Below are 26,451 nucleotides of genomic sequence, written 5' to 3'. Positions count from 1 at the left end.
TTCACTGTTCCTCCTCGTACTTATGCGTGTTTCCGTTTTCTATATAGACCTCACCTATTGTATCACAGCTTTAAGGATTGGAACGCCAGTATTTTATGTATATAACAAGTCAAATCAGAACCAATGAATTACATTAAAATAAAAAAAGACACACTCGATATCATCAAGTGTGTCCTTCAATTGCTTGGCGGCGTCCTACTCTCCCAGGACCCTGCGGTCCAAGTACCATCGGCGCTAGAGGGCTTAACGGTCGTGTTCGGGATGGGTACGTGTGGAACCCCTCCGCCATCGCCACCAAACGCGTAGCTTACATTTCAGAGTTCGTTCTCTGAAAACTAGATTCGAAACGAAACATGCGAACTATCACTTGCATATTTGGATAAGCCCTCGACCGATTAGTACTGGTCAGCTCCATGCATTGCTGCACTTCCACCCCCAGCCTATCTACCTCGTCGTCTTCAAGGGGTCTTACATACTGGGAAATCTCATCTTGAGGGGGGCTTCACGCTTAGATGCTTTCAGCGTTTATCCCGTCCGTACATAGCTACCCAGCGGTGCTCCTGGCGGAACAACTGGTACACCAGCGGTACGTCCATCCCGGTCCTCTCGTACTAAGGACAGCTCCTCTCAAATTTCCTACGCCCACGACAGATAGGGACCGAACTGTCTCACGACGTTCTGAACCCAGCTCGCGTACCGCTTTAATGGGCGAACAGCCCAACCCTTGGGACCTACTTCAGCCCCAGGATGCGATGAGCCGACATCGAGGTGCCAAACCTCCCCGTCGATGTGGACTCTTGGGGGAGATAAGCCTGTTATCCCCAGGGTAGCTTTTATCCGTTGAGCGATGGCCCTTCCATGCGGTACCACCGGATCACTAAGCCCGACTTTCGTCCCTGCTCGACTTGTAGGTCTCGCAGTCAAGCTCCCTTATGCCTTTGCACTCTTCGAATGATTTCCAACCATTCTGAGGGAACCTTTGGGCGCCTCCGTTACTCTTTAGGAGGCGACCGCCCCAGTCAAACTGCCCACCTGACACTGTCCCCGCACCGGATTACGGTACCAGGTTAGAACCTAGATACGATCAGGGTGGTATCCCAACGTTGCCTCCACGCAAGCTGGCGCTCACGTTTCAAAGGCTCCCACCTATCCTGTACAGATCGTACCCAAATTCAATATCAAGCTGCAGTAAAGCTCCATGGGGTCTTTCCGTCTTGTCGCGGGTAACCTGCATCTTCACAGGTATTAAAATTTCACCGGATCTCTCGTTGAGACAGCGCCCAAGTCGTTACGCCATTCGTGCGGGTCAGAATTTACCTGACAAGGAATTTCGCTACCTTAGGACCGTTATAGTTACGGCCGCCGTTTACTGGGGCTTCGGTTCACAGCTTCGGATTGCTCCTAACCACTCCCCTTAACCTTCCAGCACCGGGCAGGCGTCAGCCCGTATACTTCGCCTTACGGCTTCGCACAGACCTGTGTTTTTGCTAAACAGTCGCTTGGGCCTTTTCACTGCGGCCCCCTCGTGCTATTCACACTACCGGGGCACCCCTTCTCCCGAAGTTACGGGGTCATTTTGCCGAGTTCCTTAACGAGAGTTCTTCCGCGCGCCTTAGAATACTCTTCTCGCCTACCTGTGTCGGTTTGCGGTACGGGCACCTTCACCTGGCTAGAGGCTTTTCTTGGCAGTGTGAGATCATGACCTTCGCTACTACAATTTTCGCTCCCCATCACAGCTCAGCCTTAATGATGTGCGGATTTGCCTACACATCAGCCTCACTGCTTAGACGGACATCCATCAGTCCGCGTCACTACCCTACTGCGTCCCCCCATTGCTCATAACGGCTTACGGTGGTACAGGAATTTCGACCTGTTGTCCTTCGACTACGCCTTTCGGCCTCGCCTTAGGTCCCGACTTACCCTGAGCGGACGAGCCTTCCTCAGGAACCCTTAGGCTTTCGGCGGATCAGATTCTCACTGATCTTTTCGTTACTCATACCGGCATTCTCACTTGTATAATGTCCAGCGCTCCTTACGGTACACCTTCAACCCTTATACAACGCTCCCCTACCCCTGATGCAAGCATCAAGCCATAGCTTCGGTGGTGTGTTTAGCCCCGTTACATTTTCGGCGCAGAGTCACTCGACCAGTGAGCTATTACGCACTCTTTCAATGGTGGCTGCTTCTAAGCCAACATCCTGGTTGTCTGTGCAACTCCACATCCTTTCCCACTTAACACACACTTGGGGACCTTAGCTGATGGTCTGGGCTGTTTCCCTTTTGACAATGGATCTTAGCACTCACTGTCTGACTCCCGGAAGTAAGTCTATGGCATTCGGAGTTTGACTGAGCTTGGTAACCCTTGCGGGCCCCGCACCCAATCAGTGCTCTACCTCCACGACTCTGTTTTCCGAGGCTAGCCCTAAAGCTATTTCGGGGAGAACCAGCTATCTCCGAGTTCGATTGGAATTTCTCCGCTACCCCCACCTCATCCCCGCACTTTTCAACGTGCGTGGGTTCGGGCCTCCAGTGCGTGTTACCGCACCTTCACCCTGGACAGGGGTAGATCACCCGGTTTCGGGTCTACGTCCACGTACTATGTCGCCCTATTCAGACTCGCTTTCGCTGCGGCTCCGGCTCTTCACCTTAACCTTGCACGGGAACGTAACTCGCCGGTTCATTCTACAAAAGGCACGCCATCACCCCTAAAACGGGCTCTGACTTTTTGTAAGCACACGGTTTCAGGTTCTATTTCACTCCCCTTCCGGGGTGCTTTTCACCTTTCCCTCACGGTACTGCTTCACTATCGGTCGCTAGGAAGTATTTAGCCTTGGCAGATGGTCCTGCCGGATTCATACGGGGTTTCACGTGCCCCGCACTACTCGGGATCCGTCTCGGAGGGAACAGACTTTCAATTACAGGGCTTTTACCTTCTTTGGCGGGCCTTTCCAGACCTCTTCGCTTAACCGGTTCCTTTGTAACTCCATGTGAGACGTCCCACAACCCCAAAGAGCAAGCTCTCTGGTTTGGGCTTCTCCGCGTTCGCTCGCCGCTACTGACGGAATCACTATTGTTTTCTCTTCCTCAGGGTACTTAGATGTTTCAGTTCCCCTGGTATGCCTCTACACAACCTATGTATTCAGTTGTGAGTAACTGGAAATTACCCCAGCTGGGTTTCCCCATTCGGACACCCCCGGATCAAAGCTTGCTTACAGCTCCCCGAGGCAGTTTCGTTGTTCGCCACGTCCTTCATCGGCTCCTAGCGCCTAGGCATCCTCCGTGTGCTCTTAGTAGCTTAACCAAATTGCTCCGGTTTCGATCGCTCGCTTCCCTTGTTTTGGACTGCGTCCAAAGCCAAAAGTCGCTCCCACTCGATACCATCGCAACAGCAATTAACTACCGTTTTTATTGAAACTTGTTATACACAAGTTCAGCTAAAAAGGAATGTTCTAATTCGCGTTTGTTTCGTTTCGATATCTAGTTTTCAAAGAACAAGCTCCATGCAAAAGCAAGCTGTTTGAGAGTTTGAGCTCTCAAAACTGAGCAACGAGTGAGTAGTTTGCAGCTAAGCTGCATATTTGAATGTTTCCGTTACAGGAAACGATTCTCCATAGAAAGGAGGTGATCCAGCCGCACCTTCCGATACGGCTACCTTGTTACGACTTCACCCCAATCATCTATCCCACCTTCGGCGGCTGGCTCCTTGCGGTTACCCCACCGACTTCGGGTGTTATAAACTCTCGTGGTGTGACGGGCGGTGTGTACAAGACCCGGGAACGTATTCACCGCGGCATGCTGATCCGCGATTACTAGCAATTCCGACTTCATGCAGGCGAGTTGCAGCCTGCAATCCGAACTGAGACCGGCTTTTTAGGATTCGTTCCACCTCGCGGCTTCACAGCCCGTTGTACCGGCCATTGTAGTACGTGTGTAGCCCAGGTCATAAGGGGCATGATGATTTGACGTCATCCCCACCTTCCTCCGGTTTGTCACCGGCAGTCACCTTAGAGTGCCCACCCGAAGTGCTGGCAACTAAGATCAAGGGTTGCGCTCGTTGCGGGACTTAACCCAACATCTCACGACACGAGCTGACGACAACCATGCACCACCTGTCTCCTCTGTCCCGAAGGAAAGAACCATCTCTGATTCGATCAGAGGGATGTCAAGACCTGGTAAGGTTCTTCGCGTTGCTTCGAATTAAACCACATACTCCACTGCTTGTGCGGGTCCCCGTCAATTCCTTTGAGTTTCAGTCTTGCGACCGTACTCCCCAGGCGGAGTGCTTAATGTGTTAACTTCGGCACCAAGGGTATCGAAACCCCTAACACCTAGCACTCATCGTTTACGGCGTGGACTACCAGGGTATCTAATCCTGTTTGCTCCCCACGCTTTCGCGCCTCAGCGTCAGTTACAGCCCAGAGAGTCGCCTTCGCCACTGGTGTTCCTCCACATATCTACGCATTTCACCGCTACACGTGGAATTCCACTCTCCTCTTCTGCACTCAAGTCACCCAGTTTCCAGTGCGATCCGGGGTTGAGCCCCGGGATTAAACACCAGACTTAAATGACCGCCTGCGCGCGCTTTACGCCCAATAATTCCGGACAACGCTTGCCCCCTACGTATTACCGCGGCTGCTGGCACGTAGTTAGCCGGGGCTTTCTTCTCAGGTACCGTCACCTTGAGAGCAGTTACTCTCCCAAGCGTTCTTCCCTGGCAACAGAGCTTTACGATCCGAAAACCTTCATCACTCACGCGGCATTGCTCCGTCAGGCTTTCGCCCATTGCGGAAGATTCCCTACTGCTGCCTCCCGTAGGAGTCTGGGCCGTGTCTCAGTCCCAGTGTGGCCGATCACCCTCTCAGGTCGGCTACGCATCGTCGCCTTGGTGAGCCGTTACCCCACCAACTAGCTAATGCGCCGCAGGCCCATCCCCAAGTGACAGATTGCTCCGTCTTTCCAGTTTCCTTCAGGCGAAGAAAACAACTATTCGGTATTAGCTACCGTTTCCGGTAGTTGTCCCAAACTTGAGGGCAGGTTGCCTACGTGTTACTCACCCGTCCGCCGCTAACCATCAGAGAAGCAAGCTTCTCATCAAGTCCGCTCGACTTGCATGTATTAGGCATGCCGCCAGCGTTCGTCCTGAGCCAGGATCAAACTCTCCAATAAAGTATTGAAAAGAGCGATAAGCTCATTTTGAATCTGACGAGATTAAAAAAATCTCAATTGTGCTCCAGTCGATCCAAGCCAAGGCTTGTTTCAACTTTCGCGTTCATTCTGCAAGCAGAATGTTTACTCACTCGTTGTTCAGTTTTCAAAGATCAAACTTGTTTCATCACCGAATGTCGTTCTCTTCAGCAACTCTTATATAATATTATGTCCGAACCAACTTTGCAAGGTCTTTTTTTGAGTTTCTTTCGAAGCTTAATCCATTCGCTTGCCGCACCGTGTTTCTCGTGTTTTCTTGGCCGGACTAATAATATATCACGCCAGATCATCAATTGCAACACTTTATTAAAAATACTTATTTAGTTGCAGCCCTTCTTGGCTCATCACCTTTCTCTTCATTAATAAAATATGTATAGACACATATTTATGAGTATAAGATTCATTTCCACTTCAAACATAATATTAGCCCTCATTTATAATAGACTGTAAGCAGCCATAACAAATGAGGGCTAATATACTCACTTTTGAACGATATCCTTTAATCCTTTCAAAAACCGACTGGAAGCATAACAGATCTGACCGTTCACCATCTGAATCTCCCTCGTGGCAAAATCAATTTCTGAAATATTATCTTTATTCACTACATACGAGTTATGACAACGATAAAACCTGCTGTCCATCTCAAGTAAAGCTTTCAATTTTCCATAGAACTCAACTTGACGATTTTTAGCATGAAGAATCACTTTATGTAATTGCGGAGAGGTTTCAAAAAATAAAATATCGTTGTATTCAATACTGATGACTTTATCTCCAGACTTTGTTTGAAAAATTTTACGACTGTTTTGTTTATTTTGAACATATCGCTGATTTGCCGTATTAATACATCCGATAACCCGTTTTTGTATATCAGTGAAATTATCTTTTGTAATATAGTCCATTGCTTCTACTTTATAAGTAAATGTTAGATAGGTCAGCTCTGAATGTGTCGTCACAAATACTATGGCTCCCTGAGTATCATATTGACGAATTTCCGCTCCGAGTGCAATTCCACTCTTCTCTTCCTGAATGTCTACATCCAAAAAATATAGGCCTGTTGTATTATTTTGCTGGAGATATTCAATAATATCATTAGAATGTGCAGTAGAGACAACAACCTTCATATCTAAGTTCTCTATCATAATATAGTCCGTTACATATTTGGTTAAACGTTTGCGTTGTTCTTCATCATCTTCACAAATAAAAATCTCCAACATGCCCTTCCCCCCACTTAAACTGAGTTATCCTAATATCACACTGCTCGCAGATCTATTGGCATCACTATTGAACGAGGGCTCGAGCACTTCTAATATTTGAATAAATGTCTTTTCTTTGCGCTCCGTATCCAAAGCAACGCCCTTGCACTGTGAAACCATCTCTTTTAAGTTGCTAAGACCAAGTCCACGATTGTTGCCTTTGGTTGAGAAGCCCTTTTCAAAAAGTTTATATAATGCAGGCGTTTCCTCTCTACAACTGTTCATAACCACAATTAATATGCCTTTTTCGTTACGAATCAGTGCTAAATTCACAATCGGTTCGTCACAATGAATCGCTTCTTCGATAGCATTATCTAGCAAAATCCCTACACATCGGCATAATTGAATGGAATCCATATTGATGTGCTCAATAGGCTCAATCACCTCAATTACCGCATCAATGTTCAACTCTTGTGCTTTAATCATCTTGGCAGATATGACACCTTTTAATTCCTGTACTTTCAGATTATGTAACGGCCCTAACTTGTATGTATTAGACTGCATCCCTTGGCTGATTGGCATAATCTTTTTTTCAAAGTAAATTTGTAACTGTTCCATATCTTTATTTCGAATAAATTCAGACATACTCAGAAGAATATTAATATAATCATGTCGGAATTTCTGCATATCAGTATATAAGTGTTCCAGATTTTCCGTGTACTCTGTTAATTGTTCATACTGTTCCTGTCGATTCTGAAGTGCCGACTCTTTCATAACTGTTCGAGTTAATGCAACGAAAACTCCAATTAACAATGCAAAATAGAATATAAAAAGGATACTATTCGCTTGAATGTTCTCATCGGAAAAGCCTTGTCGTTGTCCTATCCATATGTTTATATAAAAAATCACAACAGTAAAAAAAGATAGTACCGTTAGGTATAGACCATATCTTTTTAAAAAGATATCATGATTACTCCACTTCATAAGTAATACCCTAACTATTGCGCTCATTAGAAATGTTAAAAGCATAATTCCGGTCACAGAGAGTAACATATAGAACGGATTATTTTGAAGAGATACATTAGAACCGCCAATAACCCTGATATTTATTACACCACATATGTAGTCGCTTATAACCATAAAAATAAGCGTAATCGTAGGAATTAGAAAGCTAAGAATGAACTTTCTCAATTTGTAATACACACATAACATTAGAAATAATAAAACTACAAAACTACTTGCTGATCCCATAACTAAAAAAAAGAAATATCCTAGAAGGATTGAAACAGTAACCATAAAAGCAATATACTTCCGACTAAATTGATTCTTCAACATGATAGGAATAGACAAACTAAAAGTTACCATTTGAATTATAGAACCAATAATCAGCAACATTATCAATTACCCTTCTCTCTATGTGATAAAGATTGAGCGATTCTTGCCTGAATAAATTCTGAATCATTAACAAAAATTAGCAGGAGTTCATAATCATGATTATATGAAATAATGTAAAATTTATCAACAAAATAGTCTATCTTACTGTTTCACCAGTCCATAGCTGGGTACAAAGTAAGATAGACTATTAGGATAAATCAGGTAATATTTAACTACTCCTTATTACTCAACAACAATTCGCTCGGGATTTTAGACTCATAATTAAAAAGTGAACAGCTCGTTTCCATCGCTATCTCTCCACTTTTAATCGCCATTACCTCCATTGATTTCGCTACATTATTCTTAAATCCGTCCAACAGCATCTGTTTCATATTTTTCATAATTTCTAACACTCCTCTTAAGTATTTTGTATGTTACGGGAAGAATTGAAATGATCTGTAACAACATGCCTGTCATCATTAATGTTTTCACCGTATGACTTGGACATAAAAGTGCAATTAAAGTGAGAATTACTGCTGTTCGTACAGAAGCCATTCTCAGTTTCTTTCTTCTCTTCGCTCCAAGAAGTGGGAATTTGTCAGTATCTGCTGGCGCATATCGATACAAAAGCACTGCAGAGATCAATCCAGTAATTAAAACCATATCGTTGCCAATCATTATGTATGAGCATATGTAAGGTAAACCAACGAATAACATGATGCTGATCATGCTGCATCTGAAGCTTGTACTGGCATGCAATCCAAATGATATTCGACGGACAGCATAATATGTAGCATGTACAATTAACGTTTCCAGAAGCATATTGAATAAGAGAGCCAGACCATAGACCAAAACACTTTTCATGGTATTAATCAATAACGTTTCAATACCAAGCTTCATCTTTAAGTATCGAATGTGTTCTCCATCACGCTCCTTGTTAATCCATAGTGCAATCTTACTAGCCAATGATTCCGTTAAGCTGGTATGTACTGCGGGTTGTTCTTGTATGTTGATCACCTCTCTGGTACTAATTATAGGGGAGTAAAGACCTATACATCCGTTCCCTTCCTACTATTGATTCTTTCCGTCACAAACGTACATGATCTGCCTTTACCTATGTCATAAGCGCTTCATAATGTCACGTAACTGCATGAAAAGACAAAACCACCACGATTTCGTAGTCTGTACGACTACTAACCGTGGTGGTTTTTCTATTTTTTGATTCAGGAAGCAATGAGTAATCTCAGTACCTCCCTTATATCAACTTTTTGCGGTACAACCAAACTACATATTTCTTTATCATCTTTCATAAAGCTATAACCTGTAAGGAACGGAAATCGTTTGAATTGTATACGAAACACTTCTTGTCCATGTATTAATTCTGAAACAACTTCACTTATCTCATAGATTGAATAATCAGCTAGAAGTCCCATTTTCAACGCTTTCCCCAGTGCCTCTTTACAACTGAAGAATATATAGGCAAATTGTAAAGCTGGGTAAAGATGTTCTATAAGATTTTTCTCGGCCTCACTAAGCATCTCTGCAATCGGGATATCTGAACGTATGGTCTCTATATCAACTCCGACTACGTTATCCTTGCTGTATAGTACAGAAAGAGCATACGTCTTAGAGTGACTTAATCCCACTTCGAACAGATTGTCATGAATCAGCGGGAAACGCAGACTCCCATATTCAACAGAGATATTATTCATCTCCCCATGATATGAGGGAAATTGATCCTTCAGATTTTTTTTAATAGCATATCGCCCGACCAGAAACTCTTTCCTTCTGCCTTCATTGGTTATGTTATCGTATATTTCATGCTCATAAGGACTCAAGATGTCGTCAGCCTCAATCTCTTGCTCACTAATAGCAATCAGATTTGGAGTAATCATACGCATTCACCTCAATGTGCCAGCATTCTTGATTTGAAATGCAACATATAGAGCACTAGCAAATCAATGATAAAACCTGCATTTACCAACATTATAAATCCAAGATAAATACTCTGGCCGATAGAATCAATTGGGAATTTAACAAGAATCACTGCTGAGATCAAGAGACTCACGGCTGCACACCAAGGTACTACTTTTGAAGATCTATAATGAACTTTACGATAGAGCCCCATAGCAATCATCAATATACCGGGAAGAAGCAGTGACTCCTGTATATTGAAAAAGTTAACATCACCATTTCCAAACGTATACACGGGGAGTTTTATACACAACAGAATACCTGTAATAATTAATAGATTGTCTATCCATTTACGATGTTTTCCAAGCATGATGGCAAACCAGGCTGTAAAAATATTCAGGTAGGATAAGGTAATAACGAATAATGAGAACACAATTCCCCCAATGAACCAATACGTTTCCGACGGAAGAAACTGATCCTTTCCTACATAATGGAGAAAAAGAGCAATGTAGATACCCACTACAATCAGTTTTAATCCCCAGTACCACTTCATGCTTCCCGTAAATGTTTTCCTAAATGAAGGGTCTTGACCTGCATGATGCAGTTCATACTTTCGGAGCAGAAAATCATAAATTGTACGCTGCATCATATTCTTCTCCTAACATTTTGGTAATCTCATTGACTGTCGGATTCTCAATAATATCAAAGAAACTGAGATCACTGTGGAACGAATGATTAATCTCTCTTGCAATCTCCCAGATCGTAATTGAATCGATGGCGAACTCAAACAAATTGGTCTGTTCAGTGATGTCCGCATTCAAATACCGCTGTAAAATTCGAATAAGTCTTTTCGTTTTGGTAATAAAATAATGCTCATACAACGTTTTAGTATCGGTCTTCCCGTTCCCTGTCAAAGGCAATTCGCTAACATAAGCTATTTTGGACGGGATCATGTAAATAGGAAGCAATCGTTTTAGTTGGCTAGCTATATTTTCTTGGCGTGTTGTAACAGCAAGGTAGATTTTTTTATCCTGTACAAAAGCATGACAGTTGGAGATACCCAACGACTTTACAGTAGATTCGATCTCCTGAAGATCAATGCGGTAACCATTAATTTTAACCTGGGTATCTTTTCTTCCCATATAGATTATTCGGCCGTCTGCATTCACTCGTACAAGGTCACCCGTCTTATACACAGGTAGGCCATTCCAGCTAATAAAAGATTCCTTCGTCTTCTCGGGATTACCAAGGTATCCTAAGGCTACTCCCTCTCCTGCTGCGTAAAGTTCCCCTTCATTACTCATCTCACCTTGCTCATTAACGATATATACTTCCGTTCCGAAAATTGGCGTTCCTATTGCAATCTCGTCCACAGAACCTTCCATTACATCTAGTGTAGTGAAAACAGTGTTCTCCGTAGGTCCGTATCCGTTAATAACTTTCGTAAATGGCAGGACCTTCTCCACATGTGACAAGCTTAGCTGCTCCCCGCCCACAATAACATGACTTAATTTCTTGAACATTTCAGGTTTTTTATCCACCCAAAAATTAAACAAGGAACTCGTTATCCACATGATATCAATTTCTTGTTGAATTCGTTTTTCAACCAGATAAATGTTCAGAACCTCTGTTTTGGAAAGTAGCGCAATGGTCATGCCACTAAGCAATCCCCCCCAGATCTCAATAATTGAAGCATCAAATTCCAGAGGACTGATATGAGAGATGGTCTTAGCTGCGTCCCATCCCAAACGATCTTCATGCAATAATCGCACCACTCCACGATCAGGAATTCCCACTGCCTTGGGAAGGGATGTTGTTCCCGATGTGAAAATGACATAACACATTTGATCCTCTGTTCTCGTTACACCTGACCACTCTTCCATCCTTTGATGATCTACCTCAAAAACAGATTCGATGGTTATCTTAATGTCCAGTGTTTGTCTCATATACTCCTTACGAGTCTCTGGATAGTCTTTATTAATAACCGTATATGCTGCACCATGTTTTAATATGGCGATCATTGCAGCAATAGCTTCTATGCTTCTCTCCAGTTCAATAGCAACAATATCATTAACGGATACCCCTTTTTCTTCTAGCCAGTCATAGTACTGGTTCGACAATGCATTCAATTCACCATAAGTAACCATACGATTCGTTTCGGAAATGGCAATCTTGTTCTTATACATCTCCACGCTTTGCTGAAGCATTCCAAGTAAACTCATATTCTAACCCCTCCTCAGATAATGGTCTTATTTGAATTAGTAATAAAATCAATAACATCCAGACTGACTTGATTCTGGTGGTCATATAAGAAGAAATGTCCAGAAGGGTAGAAATGATACTGTACATCATTCTCGGAAAGGTCTGTCCAATAATCTTCATCGGCGACAGACAGATCCTGCTGACCTAGAAAAACAGCAATTTGAACTTTTTCATCAAATGTATAGCTCTGATAGTTGTTGACGACATTGTACGTATTCACTGCATTAATGTCATGGCGAAGCGCTGGCAGAAACAGCTTACGCATCTGTGCAGAATCAAACTGCCTTTCTTTAATCAATCCGTAATGTTTGCAGCGTAGAAGAAGTTCCTCATCTCCTGATAAATCCTCATTTCGAATATCTATTCGATGAGGCGGAGTAGCGGCCATAAAAATCAGTTTGACTATGTTGTAGCCTTCCCTGATTAGCATTTGTGCAACTTCATAGGCAACAATTGAACCCATACTGTATCCAAGCAACATGATTTCTTCTTCTTTATTCATTGTTGCTGTAATTCTCATGTATAGATCGGCCGCATTCTCTTGAATGGACTGATACGCTGTCTCAGAAAACCGTCTCCCATGCCCAGCATATTCCACAGACATGATCTGCATATGGGGATACTTGTTTTTGATTTGATTTTGTAGTTCAACAAATACATTTACATGAGCTCCAGCATAAGGAAAACATATCAGTTGCATGTCTATTTCCTCCTCTATCCTTCATCAGGATTCATATGAATGACTAAGTTATACACGTTACCATGCATTGAATACATGGGCATTGTAATCCAATGATAGTCATTCACTTGAGTCGTCCATTGATCCGGTTCTATCTTGCCTATATAGGGGTTTGGATGAGTAACAACACCGCCCTGTAGCTCTGTGTTATTTTTCTTCGATTCCAGCAAACGACATAATCCTATTAGTCCATAGTATCCAATCATGTATTGAGCATGCTGTTTGAGATATCCTCCCTTTAAACCAGGGAATACCTTCTGTACATTTTTCAAACAGGAAAACTCAGCAGTATCATCGATCTCATTAGCTCTTCCATACAGGTCCATAAATATCTCATCTGTAGGAAGTACCCCGGCATCTGCCAGAGATTGAAGCACCAGTTTTTTAACTGCATTGCGATTAATTACAGGACTTCCCATAGTGCCTGCGGTGATGTCTTTAATCTCAGCAAGAATGTGATCTCCATCTGCAAGGGCTTGCTGCCTTTCTTTAATTAGAAAGGCAGCGCCTCCTTCTGAAAAATAGTGCCCCGAAGCACCTTGTTCGAATGGTTGAGTGAAACGATCAGAACCAAACCCAAAGTTGGATAACTCATGGGGGAATGGCATCGTACTAGCGCAAGAACCACCGACCAAGGCTGTGTTAAACTTCCCCTTTTTAACGGCGTTATACCCGCTATATAAAGCCCCTATACCTGAAGTTGATGCTTCGCTTACCATCTGAATTGCTGGCGGCCTGGATAAACATAGCATTTTCAGATATGCCAACGGATCAAGTAACTCTATAGTCTTCATGAAATCAACGCCCTGCATTCCCAAATAGGCCGATTTGGATATCAAGTCTGTTTGTGCACTTCCGTTGGATACCAACACATCGTGCTTCGTTGTCACGACATTCTGGTTGATGAGCGACTGAAACAACGATAGTGTGATTCTTTCACTGGAGAGCAAATATGTTGTTTTTTCCTCATCTATGCCTTCTAAAGCAAATCTTTCTTCAATGGATGGATAGAAAATCCCATCGAATGAGCTAGCTCCGTGGAAATCTTGACTAAAGCGCTCGCTCAACTGCTCTATTCTATTTTCCCAGAGCTTGTCCTTGCTATGGAGAAGCTGCTTCGCTTGCGAATCATCCTTCGCCGGCATATCCCAACGGTAGTCTACTATGACGACACGAGAACTGGATTTACTCATGCTGCAGCCTCTTCCATCAGCTCTTTCACATATTTACTTAACTGCACAATCGTCGGGTAGATAAATACATCAGCAACCTCTATATCAATGTTAAACTGCTCTGCAATAGGCCCGTAAATACCAAATGCTTTGAGAGAATCTCCACCCAGATCGGTAAAGCTCTTATGCACATCAATCTCATTAAGATCAAGCACCGAAGCAAATACGACGGTAACAAACTTCTCAATATCATCCTGACGATCCGTCCCAGTTACAGTTAAAGAACCATAATCCTTGATCTGATAAGGACGAGCCTCCTCCTCTTCCCCTTCCACATTATTTCGAGATTTCCCATCACTGTAACCGCTTGGTAACTGGATATATGCGCCTAAATATTCTTCGACCTTGGATGTGTTAAATTCACCTGCAATAAAACCGGAGTCTCCCGCATGAAGCGAAAGTTTAATATATTCTCTGCCCTCCATGTTAGTAACAGATTTCATTAAGAGATGTTCATCCGCGGCATCCAGATCTCCGAAATTAAGGGCCATTCCCGTTTCTTTCCATCCCGGCCACTGTATTGCTGTTATTAACGAATCAGATAGTGCCGTCCCTTCCAAAAATGCATTAGCCACGGTATAAGAGAACTGGCCGGCAGAACCTGTAATTGTAGTCATTGAAGAACTGGTAACAAAGAATTGTAACTTGTCTGCGTCGACATACTTTTGAAGCAAAAGTGTACCCGTAACCTTTGGTGCTATAATTTTTTTGAATTCATCCTCCGTTTTGGAGAACAACATGCCCTCCTCTGGAACTCCCGCCAAATGAATAATTCCAGCTATATTATATTTCCCTTGAATTCTAGTTATAGTTGTCTGTACCTCAGACTCATGTGAAATATCGCAAGGGTAGAACTCCAGGTCAGCCCCTTTAGATATCAGCTTATTCAATTTATTTAGTTTGCTGTCTTCATATGGTGTGCGTTCTTGTTTGGAAGCGAGGGCTGCTTGGATATCTGTACGTCCCAATACCGCTATGTGTACTTCGGCATTCACATCGAGTAGCTGCTCAATATATTCAAGCCCGATCCCCCCGTAACCCCCTGTGACAATAACGCAGTCATCCTTCAACAAGTCTACAGATCTATGCTTCAAATCTTTATTTTCGATGAGAGATTCTTCGTATATGATTCCATCATTAACAATGACTTTTTTACCGTCCAGTTCACTGCGAGCAGCGACCTTTAACAACTCGGTAATATTAAACTCGGAGATCTGAATCATTTGTGTGGTGAAACCCGTATTCTCCAAACCCACAATCCGACCTGAACTCAGCATTGCATATTGAAGCGGGTTAACTTGAAGCTCGTCTTTCTTCAAAGCAAGACCCTGATCAGCTGCAAAAATTAATTTACCGCCTCTCTTGAGGAACTTGTTAGCTGTCTTGGCGAATAGGAAGTACTTCATCATCTCATCTTCAATTTTCCCGGGATCAGATATGTCCAATCCAATCCACGGTGCATAAACTACCAGATCATATCTAACCCCTGTTGTTATCTGATCTAATTGTTCATAATTCACATGAGTTATTGTAGAAGATTCAGGCGTTGAAACCAGATCATTGCATATGAGCAACACTTGTTTGTCTCCCCAATGTTCTTCTTCTCCACCTGTAAACTCAACTGTTGAACGTCCCCACCCAATAGTATGAAGATACGGCTTAAATAACATATTAGCAAAAGACTTCATAACATATTTATCTACATAAGCAACTAGATCCCCCTGATCATTGTACACATGGATGTGCGCAGTGATTACATCATGATCACCGGTAATGTCATAAAGAAGTTCGGTGACGGAATACATCTTCTTGGTGAATCTTACTCCTGTATAGGTAAACCGACCATAAGATAAGGGAAGATATGTCTTCTGGCGAGCCTGAGCCCGTTCATATACCATAGCCCCCAGAATTCCATCCAACATGGAAGGGTGCAGATGGTAGGCGTCAAGATCTTCAAGGAACTCCTCTTGCAGATCAAGTGAGAGAAGCAATTTGGAATCGGCCATATGAACCATCCGGAAGTCCTGAGCGATAAAGTTCCAACGTCCTTTGAAGAAGTTATTTTCCTCTTCTGTACTTCCCATCGTTGTAGGTTTCAATTGATTCTGTACCTCTGAGGACAAATCAAGCTTATGCTTCTCCATTACTTCCTGAGGTTTAAGTGTAAAGACCGCATGAGTCGTATACTGCTCCAGATCATCATTCTCGTACGAGAGAACCTCAATATCCAGTTGCTTGGCAGACAGCTTGTTAACATGAATCAGGAAACGTTTATCTGTTTTATCATCGAGCTGAATCAGATTTTTGAAATACAACTTTTCTAACGTGAACGCAGGTTCGTCAAAGTATAAGGAAGCTAACTCAGCAGCCAATTCGGTATACGTGGTACCCGAGAACGTACGCTTACCTCCAATCCGATGATCATCCACGAACCAATCATCTGGGGATAAGTTGACATGGTACACATCCGATTTGGCGGATCTGATCACTTGCTCTTGAATTAATGTCGCTTTCACTGGAAGACTTGGACCTGATTGAACAGGTGGACTATATCGTTTAACTGTAGCCCATAGAATATCAGATTTGAATTCGTAACCTGGTAATGTTACAGTTCTGGCCTTCTCATATGGATATTCGTCAAATGTCGTCTCGTACCCATCCAGTTTGAGTTGAATAAGCTCATTCAAGTCAAATTGTCTATAGTCTGTTTTCAATTGATAATGGATAAGTTTTTTCATATCCGTTGTTACTTCACGATCACTGGTCGTAAAGATTTCGTCTGTTGGCACTTGGCCTTCCAGCAATGTTATCGCCGCTCTTACTTTTGTTATGAATTCTTCCATTGAATTAGCTTGGAAACCAACTCCTGTATTAAACCAGTTTCTTCTATGAATAAGGGTATATGAAATATCTTGTAATCTATATTCGCTCATGTATTCTTCATGCCGCACGTACTTGTACAACATCTTGATTAATTGATTAGTCGATTGTGCCGTGAAAACAAATGGAAAGGTTTGTTGATTATGATCTGATTCGCTTATAGCGTGCTCATATTCCTCAAGGATCACATGAGCATTGGTACCGCTGAATCCAAAGGAACTGATTCCTCCTCGACGCGGGTACTTTCCTTTGATCCACTTCTCAGCCTGAGTAGGAATGTAGAATGGACTGTCCACAAACTTGATATATTCATTCGGAGCTTCAAAAGAATGGTTGGGGAAGATTTCCTGATTGCGAAGAGCCAGCGACATCTTAATCAATCCGCCTACCCCTGCTGCTCCTACGGTATGACCAATATTTTCTTTCAAACTTGTTAATGCACAAAAACCGCGTTTGTTCACATATTTTTTATATGCATCCGTTAGCCCTCGAACTTCAATCGGATCGCCAAGTTTCGTGCCCGTTCCGTGTGCATCAATGTAATCCACCGTTTCAGGTGAGATATGGCTGCTTGTATAGGCATCCAGTAGAAGATCTTTTTGAGCATGTGGATTAGGGGCGGTCAAACCGTTAGATTTGCCATCACTATTAATCATGCTGCCACGGATAATAGAATAAATGTTATCATTGTCTGCTATCGCATCTTTCAACCTTTTCAGAATGACAATACCGACACCTTCGCCAAAGATCGTTCCTTGAGATTCGGCATCAAATACTTTCAGGAAGGAACGCGGTGTCTCCACATTACTGTATTGATCGAGTACGCTGCCTTGACGTGGGAATAGTCCAAGAGCAATACCGCCAACAATTGCTGTATCAATCTCTTTATCCCGAAGTGTTTTCAATGCTATATGTGCAGCGACCAACGAGGAAGAACAAGCTGTATCAACGACAAACGAACCTCCGGACAAGTTATATATATAATTGAGACGACTTGCCAGTATGCCTTCCCAGTTTCCTGAGTTTATATGATTGGAGTCCTCTTCAATCTCAGAACGATAACTTGCTGTAATGGATTTGTCTTTGCCTACATAGATAGCTGTTTTGCTATCCTTAACATCGGATAGGCGAATACCTGCATCCTCCAAAGCAAGATAGGAGTGCTTCATAACCAAACGATGCGTGGGATCAATATATCTGGCTTCGTCCTGACTGATACCGAAAAATTCATAATCAAAGGTATCAATATCATCGAGATAAGATCCCTTTTCTTTACACAATCTCTCCAGGAATTCCTCTGGTGTGATCTTTAAATGTTTGGCTCCGTTGTGCAGATAAGTGTGATCTTCGGGAATATAAGCAATTCGACCTTTGGGAAATTCCTTAAACCCCTGCTTTCCATTTTTAACCGTTTGGTAAAACTCAAATGTATCTTTGATATCACTGTATTCGCATGACATGCCTACTATCGCAATATCATCTGGAATAATCTCTTCTAATAAGTCTTTGCCTACTGCTGAATCAAGTTGGCCCTTTTGAATCTGACCGAAGATATACTCACTCGCCTTCATGTTCAATCGCCTCTTTCATGATTATTATTTATTGAGAAATGCCAGCATCTCTGCTGCATCATAATGACCATCACTTTGTTCTGTCACTGCCTCCTGGTTGTCCAGCTGATTGATAAGATCAACCTGACCCTGTATCGTTGCAATAGAGAACAATGTTGTTACATCGAATTGTCCAGGAAACGCTAGATTCAATTCATCACATAAATGTACGATTGTAATAGAGTCCCCTCCTTGTTCAAAGAAACTAACATTATGGTCGTAATCATCTTCACCAAGAGTTCTCCCCCATGCAGCAACGATATGATCTTTAACACGATCAGAACCCGTGCATACCTTCTCAGTTTGTTTCTTCCTGTGCATTTTTGTAACAGGACTGAAGAGAGAAGAATATTCATCTGCTGTACGTTTTAGCTTAAAGAGAGCAGCCGACTTGGCATTCGATTGAATGAACCGATTTAATAATGGAATGCCCTCTGCACTGGTTAATTTCTCGAAATAATAATCTTCCATCCCTGCTGACATACCTACATCCTGCCAACCCGTTAGATTGAGAACTCTTACATTCGTATTCGTTAGGGGCAAGCCCGATTGATATGCATTAGCCATGGAATACTCCGCTTGTCCCATCGCCCCAATAACACCCGCTAGTGAGGAGAAATGAATGATTTCTTTCACTTCAGGGAAATACATTCCCAACAGATTCGAACCTTCTATTTTACTTTTTGTCTTCGAACGAAACTCATTTCTGGACTTGTTAACAAACAATCCCTGAGCTGGCTCACCTGCAAAGTTCAGAATATAATCAAGTTTGCCATGAAACTGAGCAGCGAAAGAAGAAACCTCATCCTCATTAGATATATCCAACTTGAGATAACTCACATTATCTCTTAATGGCAGACCATCCCACACGGACCTTCTTCCCGCAGCTATGATTTGGATGTCAGCAGATCGATCAGCCAAATCTCTTGTGTAGGCCTCACCAATTCCAGAACTAGCCCCAACGATCAGTACAGTCGTACCTTCGGAGAATTTGTCCCGGGATGATTCATCCACTTTCAAACTCTTCAAACGCAGGATATAGAACTTACCTTCCCGGTGAATAATATGTTGCTCCGACCCATAGTCAACTCGCTCCACATCCGTTGAATATGTATGATCTGTATCCACAACAATAACTTCACTATTCACTTCCAGTCTTAAGGCATAGGCACCCATGGCTATGGAACGATTTAACGCATTCATTTTGGGATACTCACTCTTCTTATCTGTGTATCCTAAAACTCCTGAATTCACGTAATAAAACTTTTTCATATGCAGGATTTTATTTAAACTGATTAGCACTTTTCCAAGGGTATACGTCTCATCCGCAACACGATCTATCTCTGTGTAATTCCGGTCCCACAGGTATACGTGCTTTAACATATCTTTCTCTTGAATCCCTATCGCCTTCTCGTTGATTTCTGTTAGTTCCGTAAAATAGACTATTGGACTATCAAGTTGAAGTTGGGAACGCAAGGATTCATGTACAAAATGGATCGCTTCGGATGAACTATACGAATGTTGTGTAAACGTTGCAGGTATAATCTCTTCTTGCTTAAAATATGAACTCGATTCTTCCTTGTTAAGAGCATTTTTCACTTTATAATGATCAGCAGATAGAATAAGATTCCACTGTCCATCGAACAAATTAACATTAAGTGATAGGATGATGTTTCCTCGTTCATCCATGGTGCGATCTACTAATTCTATTTCCGAATAGAATTCTTCTCCTACAAGTTCAAACTGCTCAAAACGGATATCGCTCCAATACCATGGAAACACAATCTGTTCCGGTTCAGCCATTCGGTTTAGAGCATTGAAGGCAGGATCGAGAATGGAGGGATAAAAGCTATACATTGAGAATTCCACTTTGTACTCTGAAGGAGGTCTCAGCTTAACTACAGCTCTTGTATGTTCTTGATTAGTCCATAAACGATCTACTACATCCCATCTTCGGGATACAGCAATATCTTCTACTCCTTCGCCCCCAACTTGGCTTGTTACAGCGACTTCCATAAGTTCTCCTGCTTCTATTCTCTGATCCAGCACTGTAGCCGTTCTTCTTACCGGTTTGTGCAATGAAGATTTATCATGTAACTCAAACTGTAGCCAAGTCTTCAACACACCAGCAGTCGTATATGTTACAACCACCTTTAAGGTTTTCTTATCCAGTTTGAGTAGAATCGTCAGAGGGCCATCTTGAACCGCCATCTGATTCATAATGTGAAGACCATTAATGTCATAGTGCTCAAGAGTGTACGGTGTACAACCTAACCCCTGGGCTATCATTTCAAAAATACTTGTACCCACAAGCAGATGTTTTCCATTGAACTGATGTTCACGAATCTCCCATTGTCTTTTACTGTGTAAAGGAAACTGCACGATAAGCCACTCATCCGTTTCCAAGCGCTGAAGATCATCTTGTACTGTGAATGAATTTTCATCCAATGGGAACCAGTAACTCTTTAAATTCAATGGCAATTCCTTAACTTGGGATGGCACCGAACAGCTATATTGTTGAAGAATAACGTGAGCATTTGTACCCGTCATGCCGAAGGAACTAATACCTGCAAGCGCATGTTCTTCCAGCGGAACAGACTGATCCGGAATATAGAAAGCTGATGTTTCAAAATCAATCTCCTCATTGGGAATCTGAAAATCCGGATGAGGTAACACAACGCGGTTACGTAAAGATAAGGCCGACTTAATCAATGAGAACAATCCTGATGTTACATCCAGATGTCCGAAATTGGACTTACCTGCTGTCAGAGCAATTTTCTGTTTTGTTGTAACACGTTCTGAAAAGTAATTACTCAGGCTCTCAAATTCGATCGTGTCTCCGATAGCCGTCCCCGTACCGTGTGCTTCAATAAATGCCAGCTGCTGCATCTCATCCTGAAGAGGAGTCCATGCCTGTTCTATCAGTCGTTCTTGCGCATCCGGGTTAGGCGAAGACATATTCATCGTTTGACCATCGTTATTCATGGCGTAGCTGCGGATCAGACCATAGATAAAGTTACCATCCCGTTCTGCATCCTCCTTCCGTTTGAGAATTACAGAACCTACGCCCTCTCCAATGGATGTACCTGTGCTTCGATCATCAAAGGTACGTGTCCTCGCATCTGTTGCCAAAATGTCTACCAATTTATCGGACTTGTACCCCGGCTTAACATAAAGATTAGAACTAACGACTATAGCCTGATCAATAATCCCTTGTCTAAGATCATTTGACGCTTGAATAATAGATACCAGTGATGATGAACAGGCCGTATCCGTCATTATGGAAGCACCACGTAAGTCATAGATATATTGGATGCGACTTGAAATGGTCGAGTTTAACATCCCAAGCAGATCCGGTTTCAACTTACGCTGCTGCAACAATAATTGATATTGATATTGCTGTGTGGAGTTCACACTTGCATATACACTGGTTTGAGTACCGCGGATCTGCTCAAGGCAACCCGCATCATTCAGTGCCCGGGTGGCTGATAACAGGGTCAATCTCTGGTTGGGATCCATAAAATCAGCACTTTTTTGTGCGATGTTGAAATATTTATGATCAAATTGATCGATATGTTCAAGATATGAACCTGGCATGAATATGTCCTCAACCAGTTCACCAATCTGTGCATGCCTGTTAGTCGGAAATTTCCCCACAGAAATTCGCTTGTCACGTATTTTATTCCATGCATCATTCATATTCCCACACCCTGGAAGCGTAAGGTCCATACCGATAATGGCAATATCTCCTATACTCAATCCTTTTCCTCCTCTCCTTGATCAGCTTCCAGGAATTTATCCCGCTTTCCAGGCTAATTTGTTACGATAATGCATGATTTGTTCCTCTGGAACTTTTTTGGTCCGAAGAATGAGCTCCAACAAGGATAACGTTTTTTCTACATCCTCAGCCGTTGCCTCTTTTCCAATCTGTGATTTGATCTGGTTATATCCACTAATCACAATATTTTCATATGCTTCCGAATCTTCATTATTATTTTTGGTCGAGACAATAATCCCTAGTGCTCGCGAAAAGACACTGTAGTGTTTATTGACTTCGATGTCGTCTTTCAGTTCATTACTAAGCTTTGAGAGTTGCTCTTCGTTGTGGAGGGCGTGCACTTGGACCTGATTTCCAAGCATTTTGACAAACATTCCGTTCGGGGATAAATCAATGAATACTTGAATGCCCTGCTTCACTGCATAATCTACAGACTGTGTCCAACAGACGGGATTTACCATCTGACTGGATATCCCCTTCTGAACATTAGAAGGCTGATACGGTCTTGCGAATTCGTTGCTAATGACTTCAGTACTCCAATATGGGTTAAACGAGAAACTGTTCAACTGATTGTAAACTTCGTCTGCCGCTGCCTGCATGTAATGAGTATGAAAAGCGCCACTGACTCCTAAAGGAACAGACTCTACCTTGTTTTGTTTGACGAAGTCCTGTAGATCAGTCTTCTTACCCGCAATGACCGTTTGCTTAGAAGAATTATAATTGGCTATATAGATATCTTGTCTATCGCTCAACCACGATTCAACCTTCTCCGGTGAAGCAAACACAGCTGTCATACCCGTACTTTCTTGTGTATCAATTGCTTTTTTCATGGCAGTTCCTCGCACATCTACCAGTTTTAATCCCTCACTATAGCTTAGAGCACCTGCAATGGTTAGTGCTGTAATCTCACCCAGGCTGTGTCCAAGAACGATGCTAGGATATAAACCCACATGTTCCCGGTACAATTGATACATGCACATGGACCCTACATAGGTTGCCAATTGTGCTTTTCGTGTGTCTTGGCTTAGATCAGAACAGAACCACTCTCTGATCGGCTCCTGCAACTGTGTCTCTGCTTGCTCAATCCATTTTAGTGTTTGTTTATTTTTCAGCCATGCTTCCTTTACTTCCTCGCTAATTTTAGTTCCTTGTCCTGCCAACATTAATGCAATTTTCATATCGAGTTATCCTCCTTATAATCGTTCAAGAATTTTATGTGTCAGCATTTCGGAAGTATAGTGGTTAAAGAAATCACTTATTTTTAAATTCACTTTGAATTGTTCTCGTATTCTTTTTTTGAACTTTACCAAGAGTGTCGAATCCATACCGAGATCAAAAAAGCTCTCTTCTGCATGTACAGTCTGTTCATTCAGCAATGTGCATACCATCCCGGATACCTCTTTGTATATAACTTCATAGTTATCTTCTCTTAAGATAACGTTTGGAGAAGCGTTATCTCCATCTGTCTTAGTTTCATCTTTCAAACGTAACATTTGATCCAGCCCTATTTCCGTATCAGCGTATAATGCATGGACATTACGACTAAAAATAGATAACAGTTGTTCCATGTCTTCCGAACTATATTCGCTGGATATCATTGTTATATGAAGTTCATTCAGTTGTTTATATATCGAGAAGTGAAGACCATATTTTTCATCGCGATATGTCTCGATTTCATGGAGTGTTATTGCATGCTCATGACTAAGCGTAGTCTCGATCAGACTTCCTGATTTGTAGTCAAATATGATATCCCGAAAAATGTTCATACATTTCATGGACTCCCGATATCTCACAGCATCATAATGGCTGCTCGTTGTCAGATCCTTGAATATCTGTTGTTGAACTTCTGCAGTGAGTTGCTCCACGCTTGAATAATGCTGTGTATCAAACCTCTTATGAAAAGGAACTAACTGAACAAAGTTTCCAAGTGCTCTAAAATTGGTCTGATTTCTACCCAGATACGGATAAGCCAGATACACGGAGTTATGGTTCAGCCAGCCGGCTACACTGATTGCAAAAGCAGTCAGACATATAGAGAAATCCGTGTATTTGTGTTTGACCATACTCCCCAGTTTCACAGTTTCACTTCGATAGTTCACATGCTCAATCTGTTTGTTGAGCAACCGAGATTTAAATCCTTCATATTCTCCAAAATCAACTGTATTACGCTGTGAGTTAATATTAGAATCCGTATGTTCTTCCACCGAACTGCATTGGAAGGCCAATGGCTCATCCGAGAGATATGCTGCAATTACATCTTGCAAAAATAGATTAATACTTAAGCCATCAAGTAACGCATGATGTACATTAACAAAAAGGTAATCATTGGTTTCATCAGCCACCTTACATAATACAATTTTGACTAACTCTTTATCTTCCACCGATATCAAGTGAGCATCGAGCATTGCTTGAGGTTCAAACTTAGACTGTGAGCAAATTTCAATTGTAGGTACTTCTGCCGTGATCCATCTCTCAATGTCAGAAGCAATTCGATAGGAAGTCCGGAAAATATCAAATTGTTCAAAATATAATGTAAGCAGATTATACATTTTGGCAACATTGAGCCCTTCCCCAAACTTCACAATCATGGGAATATTGTAAGCCGTAGGATTCAGTAAACTGCTATTAATGATTCTTTTTTCACTATCACTAGCCGGCTTTGATATCATTCACAATCTCTCCTAAGGTGCGTGTAAATAGCATATCCAGATCTATCGGATAACCCTCTCCTCCTAATTTCCAGATGACTTCCATTGCTTTAATAGAGTCACCACCCAGCTCCAAAAAAGTCTTACTCATGATTAGCTCACTTTGGAGTACACTTGTCATTACTTCTGCAACCTTGTTTACACTTTTGGACTCCTGATCTTTATGTCGGTTCATTGCTTGCATGTCTGTTTTACCATTGTTATTCATCGGGATTTTTCCCACCACCTTAACTGTTGGTATCATATAATCTGGCAGTATATTGCGAAGATGCTGACGGAATGGTTCGAGTTCGATCATATCCGTTACAAACAGGTACAGCCGTGTACCATCATAATGAGCCAGACACTCTTTATTTAGGCCATAGTTGTATGCACAACGTTCAATCTCGCCAAGTTCAATCCGATATCCAGAGACTTTAACCTGCCGATCTGCTCGCTCGACATAGTTCAATTCCCCTCCAGCACTCTCATAAACAACATCGCCTGTCCGATAATAGCGTTGCCCCTCCCAGTACGCAAACGCTTTTTCATTCGCTTGGTCATTGTCGATGTAGCCTCTCATCAAACCTGAGTCAGATAACAATAACTGTCCTTGTTCTCCACGGTTAACCGGTATGCCACTTTCATCCAGAATGAGAGAATTTCCCTGGTCAAACATCTTCCCGATCGGAATCTCTGTTTCATCCCCAATTACCCTATATCGGGTGGCAAAGACTGTGGTCTCCGTTGGGCCATACACATTGTACACATTGCAATATTGCGCCGCTTCATGCAGATGTTTGATGGAAGCACGTTCACCCCCCGTTAAGATGAGTTGCAACTTGCTCAAGTCCTCCACACATTCTTCAACATATAGATTAAACAATCGTGTTGTCAGAAATATCGTATCGATCTCTTCCAAGATCTCTGGGAGGATATCAAAGTCTAGACTATCATCCTTACTTACCATTCTAAGTGTCATCCCATTCAGCAATCCGCCAAAAATTTCGTAGACGGATGCATCGAATTCAAGAGGAGCAAATTGACCAATTACATTGCCTTCGTAGAATTCATTTTGTCTCACAATTTTTTCAATAGATCGATCTTCAATAGCTACAGCCTTAGGCTCGCCAGTTGATCCAGAAGTGAAGATAATGTATAAAAGACTGTTAGCTTGGCGAGAAGCTTGCTGTACCCCCAATACGTCTTGTACCACATTTTGACGGGCACACTCTTGCTTCTCTATTTCATTAAGACTACGAAGTACGACTTTGCCATTCACTTTAGTACGCATTTTATTTTTGCGATGATTCGGATAGTCTTGTGGAATGACGCAATATGCAGCCCCCGCTCGGACAACTCCAAGCATGAGAATGATCGCCTCCAACTTATCCTCCGCCTCAATAGTTACCACATCTTCATTGGCTATTTTTTGCCACATTAAATGTTCTGCTACCCTGGCTGTCAGTATATCCAATTGACCATACGTCAGCGTCTTTGAGGAATCCTTAATCGCAATTTTCTCCTTATGCGTATTGAAACTCCAATCTAATTCTTCTAATATATTCAACAGAAAT

At 42.3% G+C, this 26,451-nt stretch carries 14 protein-coding genes and 3 rRNA genes; all 17 read right to left on the bottom strand.

Features of this window, described 5'->3' with window-relative positions:
* Positions 1–182: 182 nt before the first annotated feature.
* The 17 genes from rrf to NLBNIHML_RS21750 all read right to left on the bottom strand — a co-directional run bounded on the left by rrf (position 183) and on the right by NLBNIHML_RS21750 (position 26,444).
* A 5S ribosomal RNA gene (rrf, locus tag NLBNIHML_RS21830) occupies positions 183–299 on the bottom strand.
* A 76-nt stretch (positions 300–375) separates the two neighbouring features.
* A 23S ribosomal RNA gene (locus NLBNIHML_RS21825) occupies positions 376–3,301 on the bottom strand.
* 313 nt (positions 3,302–3,614) lie between these two features.
* Positions 3,615–5,166: ribosomal RNA gene (locus NLBNIHML_RS21820) — 16S ribosomal RNA — on the bottom strand.
* The 16S, 23S and 5S rRNA genes sit together here, the layout of an rRNA operon.
* A gap of 518 nt (positions 5,167–5,684) precedes the next feature.
* Complete coding sequence (locus NLBNIHML_RS21815; protein ID WP_494352742.1) at positions 5,685–6,419, bottom strand: LytR/AlgR family response regulator transcription factor; 735 nt, start codon at positions 6,417–6,419, stop codon at positions 5,685–5,687.
* A 24-nt stretch (positions 6,420–6,443) separates the two neighbouring features.
* Entirely contained in the window at positions 6,444–7,793 is a 1,350-nt protein-coding gene (locus NLBNIHML_RS21810) for a sensor histidine kinase (RefSeq protein ID WP_339258937.1), read from the bottom strand.
* A 212-nt stretch (positions 7,794–8,005) separates the two neighbouring features.
* Positions 8,006–8,107: an AgrD family cyclic lactone autoinducer peptide gene (locus NLBNIHML_RS21805; protein WP_494354739.1), complete on the bottom strand. Its 102-nt coding sequence runs from the start codon at positions 8,105–8,107 to the stop codon at positions 8,006–8,008.
* A 28-nt stretch (positions 8,108–8,135) separates the two neighbouring features.
* Positions 8,136–8,738 carry an accessory gene regulator B family protein gene (locus NLBNIHML_RS21800; RefSeq protein ID WP_472474483.1) on the bottom strand — a complete coding sequence of 201 codons (603 nt, stop codon included), beginning with the start codon at positions 8,736–8,738 and terminating at the stop codon, positions 8,136–8,138.
* Positions 8,739–8,995: 257 nt separating this feature from the next.
* Positions 8,996–9,667 carry a 4'-phosphopantetheinyl transferase family protein gene (locus tag NLBNIHML_RS21795; RefSeq protein WP_494352741.1) on the bottom strand — a complete coding sequence of 224 codons (672 nt, stop codon included), beginning with the start codon at positions 9,665–9,667 and terminating at the stop codon, positions 8,996–8,998.
* 11 nt (positions 9,668–9,678) lie between these two features.
* On the bottom strand, positions 9,679–10,335 hold the full coding sequence (locus NLBNIHML_RS21790; protein ID WP_339303950.1) for a hypothetical protein: 657 nt from the start codon (positions 10,333–10,335) through the stop codon (positions 9,679–9,681).
* The gene (locus NLBNIHML_RS21785) at positions 10,313–11,908 is read right to left on the bottom strand and encodes a non-ribosomal peptide synthetase (protein ID WP_339303951.1); all 1,596 of its coding nucleotides are present in this window, start codon (positions 11,906–11,908) and stop codon (positions 10,313–10,315) included. The genes NLBNIHML_RS21790 and NLBNIHML_RS21785 overlap by 23 nt, the downstream gene beginning before the upstream one ends.
* A 14-nt stretch (positions 11,909–11,922) precedes the next feature.
* Positions 11,923–12,648, bottom strand: coding sequence for a thioesterase II family protein (locus NLBNIHML_RS21780; RefSeq protein WP_339239675.1), 726 nt, complete (start codon positions 12,646–12,648; stop codon positions 11,923–11,925).
* A gap of 14 nt (positions 12,649–12,662) precedes the next feature.
* Complete coding sequence (locus tag NLBNIHML_RS21775) at positions 12,663–13,880, bottom strand: beta-ketoacyl synthase N-terminal-like domain-containing protein (protein WP_494352740.1); 1,218 nt, start codon at positions 13,878–13,880, stop codon at positions 12,663–12,665.
* Entirely contained in the window at positions 13,877–18,370 is a 4,494-nt protein-coding gene (locus tag NLBNIHML_RS21770; RefSeq protein ID WP_494352739.1) for an SDR family NAD(P)-dependent oxidoreductase, read from the bottom strand. The genes NLBNIHML_RS21775 and NLBNIHML_RS21770 overlap by 4 nt, the downstream gene beginning before the upstream one ends.
* Positions 18,371–18,394: 24 nt before the next feature.
* Positions 18,395–22,168 carry an SDR family NAD(P)-dependent oxidoreductase gene (locus NLBNIHML_RS21765; protein WP_494352738.1) on the bottom strand — a complete coding sequence of 1,258 codons (3,774 nt, stop codon included), beginning with the start codon at positions 22,166–22,168 and terminating at the stop codon, positions 18,395–18,397.
* A 36-nt stretch (positions 22,169–22,204) separates the two neighbouring features.
* Positions 22,205–23,365 carry an ACP S-malonyltransferase gene (locus NLBNIHML_RS21760; RefSeq protein ID WP_494352737.1) on the bottom strand — a complete coding sequence of 387 codons (1,161 nt, stop codon included), beginning with the start codon at positions 23,363–23,365 and terminating at the stop codon, positions 22,205–22,207.
* Between the two features lie 15 nt (positions 23,366–23,380).
* Complete coding sequence (locus NLBNIHML_RS21755; protein WP_494352736.1) at positions 23,381–24,856, bottom strand: condensation domain-containing protein; 1,476 nt, start codon at positions 24,854–24,856, stop codon at positions 23,381–23,383.
* Entirely contained in the window at positions 24,837–26,444 is a 1,608-nt protein-coding gene (locus NLBNIHML_RS21750) for a non-ribosomal peptide synthetase (protein ID WP_494352735.1), read from the bottom strand. Before NLBNIHML_RS21750 ends, NLBNIHML_RS21755 begins: the two co-directional genes overlap by 20 nt.
* Positions 26,445–26,451: the final 7 nt, after the last annotated feature.

Source organism: Paenibacillus sp. JNU01, assembly GCF_059130585.1.
The sequence above is the reverse complement of the archived record's forward strand: the minus strand, read 5'-3'. Positions and strand labels throughout refer to the sequence as shown.

What these genes read in the sequence shown, in the direction of transcription:
- NLBNIHML_RS21755 (WP_494352736.1), bottom strand. Translation starts at nt 24,856, where the DNA reads ATGATATCAAAGCCGGCTAGTGATAGTGAAAAAAGAATCATTAATAGC.
- NLBNIHML_RS21775 (WP_494352740.1), bottom strand. Translation starts at nt 13,880, where the DNA reads ATGAGTAAATCCAGTTCTCGTGTCGTCATAGTAGACTACCGTTGGGAT.
- NLBNIHML_RS21795 (WP_494352741.1), bottom strand. Translation starts at nt 9,667, where the DNA reads ATGATTACTCCAAATCTGATTGCTATTAGTGAGCAAGAGATTGAGGCT.
- NLBNIHML_RS21770 (WP_494352739.1), bottom strand. Translation starts at nt 18,370, where the DNA reads ATGAAGGCGAGTGAGTATATCTTCGGTCAGATTCAAAAGGGCCAACTT.
- NLBNIHML_RS21805 (WP_494354739.1), bottom strand. Translation starts at nt 8,107, where the DNA reads ATGGCGATTAAAAGTGGAGAGATAGCGATGGAAACGAGCTGTTCACTT.
- NLBNIHML_RS21810 (WP_339258937.1), bottom strand. Translation starts at nt 7,793, where the DNA reads ATGTTGCTGATTATTGGTTCTATAATTCAAATGGTAACTTTTAGTTTG.
- NLBNIHML_RS21780 (WP_339239675.1), bottom strand. Translation starts at nt 12,648, where the DNA reads ATGCAACTGATATGTTTTCCTTATGCTGGAGCTCATGTAAATGTATTT.
- NLBNIHML_RS21790 (WP_339303950.1), bottom strand. Translation starts at nt 10,335, where the DNA reads ATGATGCAGCGTACAATTTATGATTTTCTGCTCCGAAAGTATGAACTG.
- NLBNIHML_RS21815 (WP_494352742.1), bottom strand. Translation starts at nt 6,419, where the DNA reads ATGTTGGAGATTTTTATTTGTGAAGATGATGAAGAACAACGCAAACGT.
- NLBNIHML_RS21760 (WP_494352737.1), bottom strand. Translation starts at nt 23,365, where the DNA reads ATGAAAATTGCATTAATGTTGGCAGGACAAGGAACTAAAATTAGCGAG.
- NLBNIHML_RS21785 (WP_339303951.1), bottom strand. Translation starts at nt 11,908, where the DNA reads ATGAGTTTACTTGGAATGCTTCAGCAAAGCGTGGAGATGTATAAGAAC.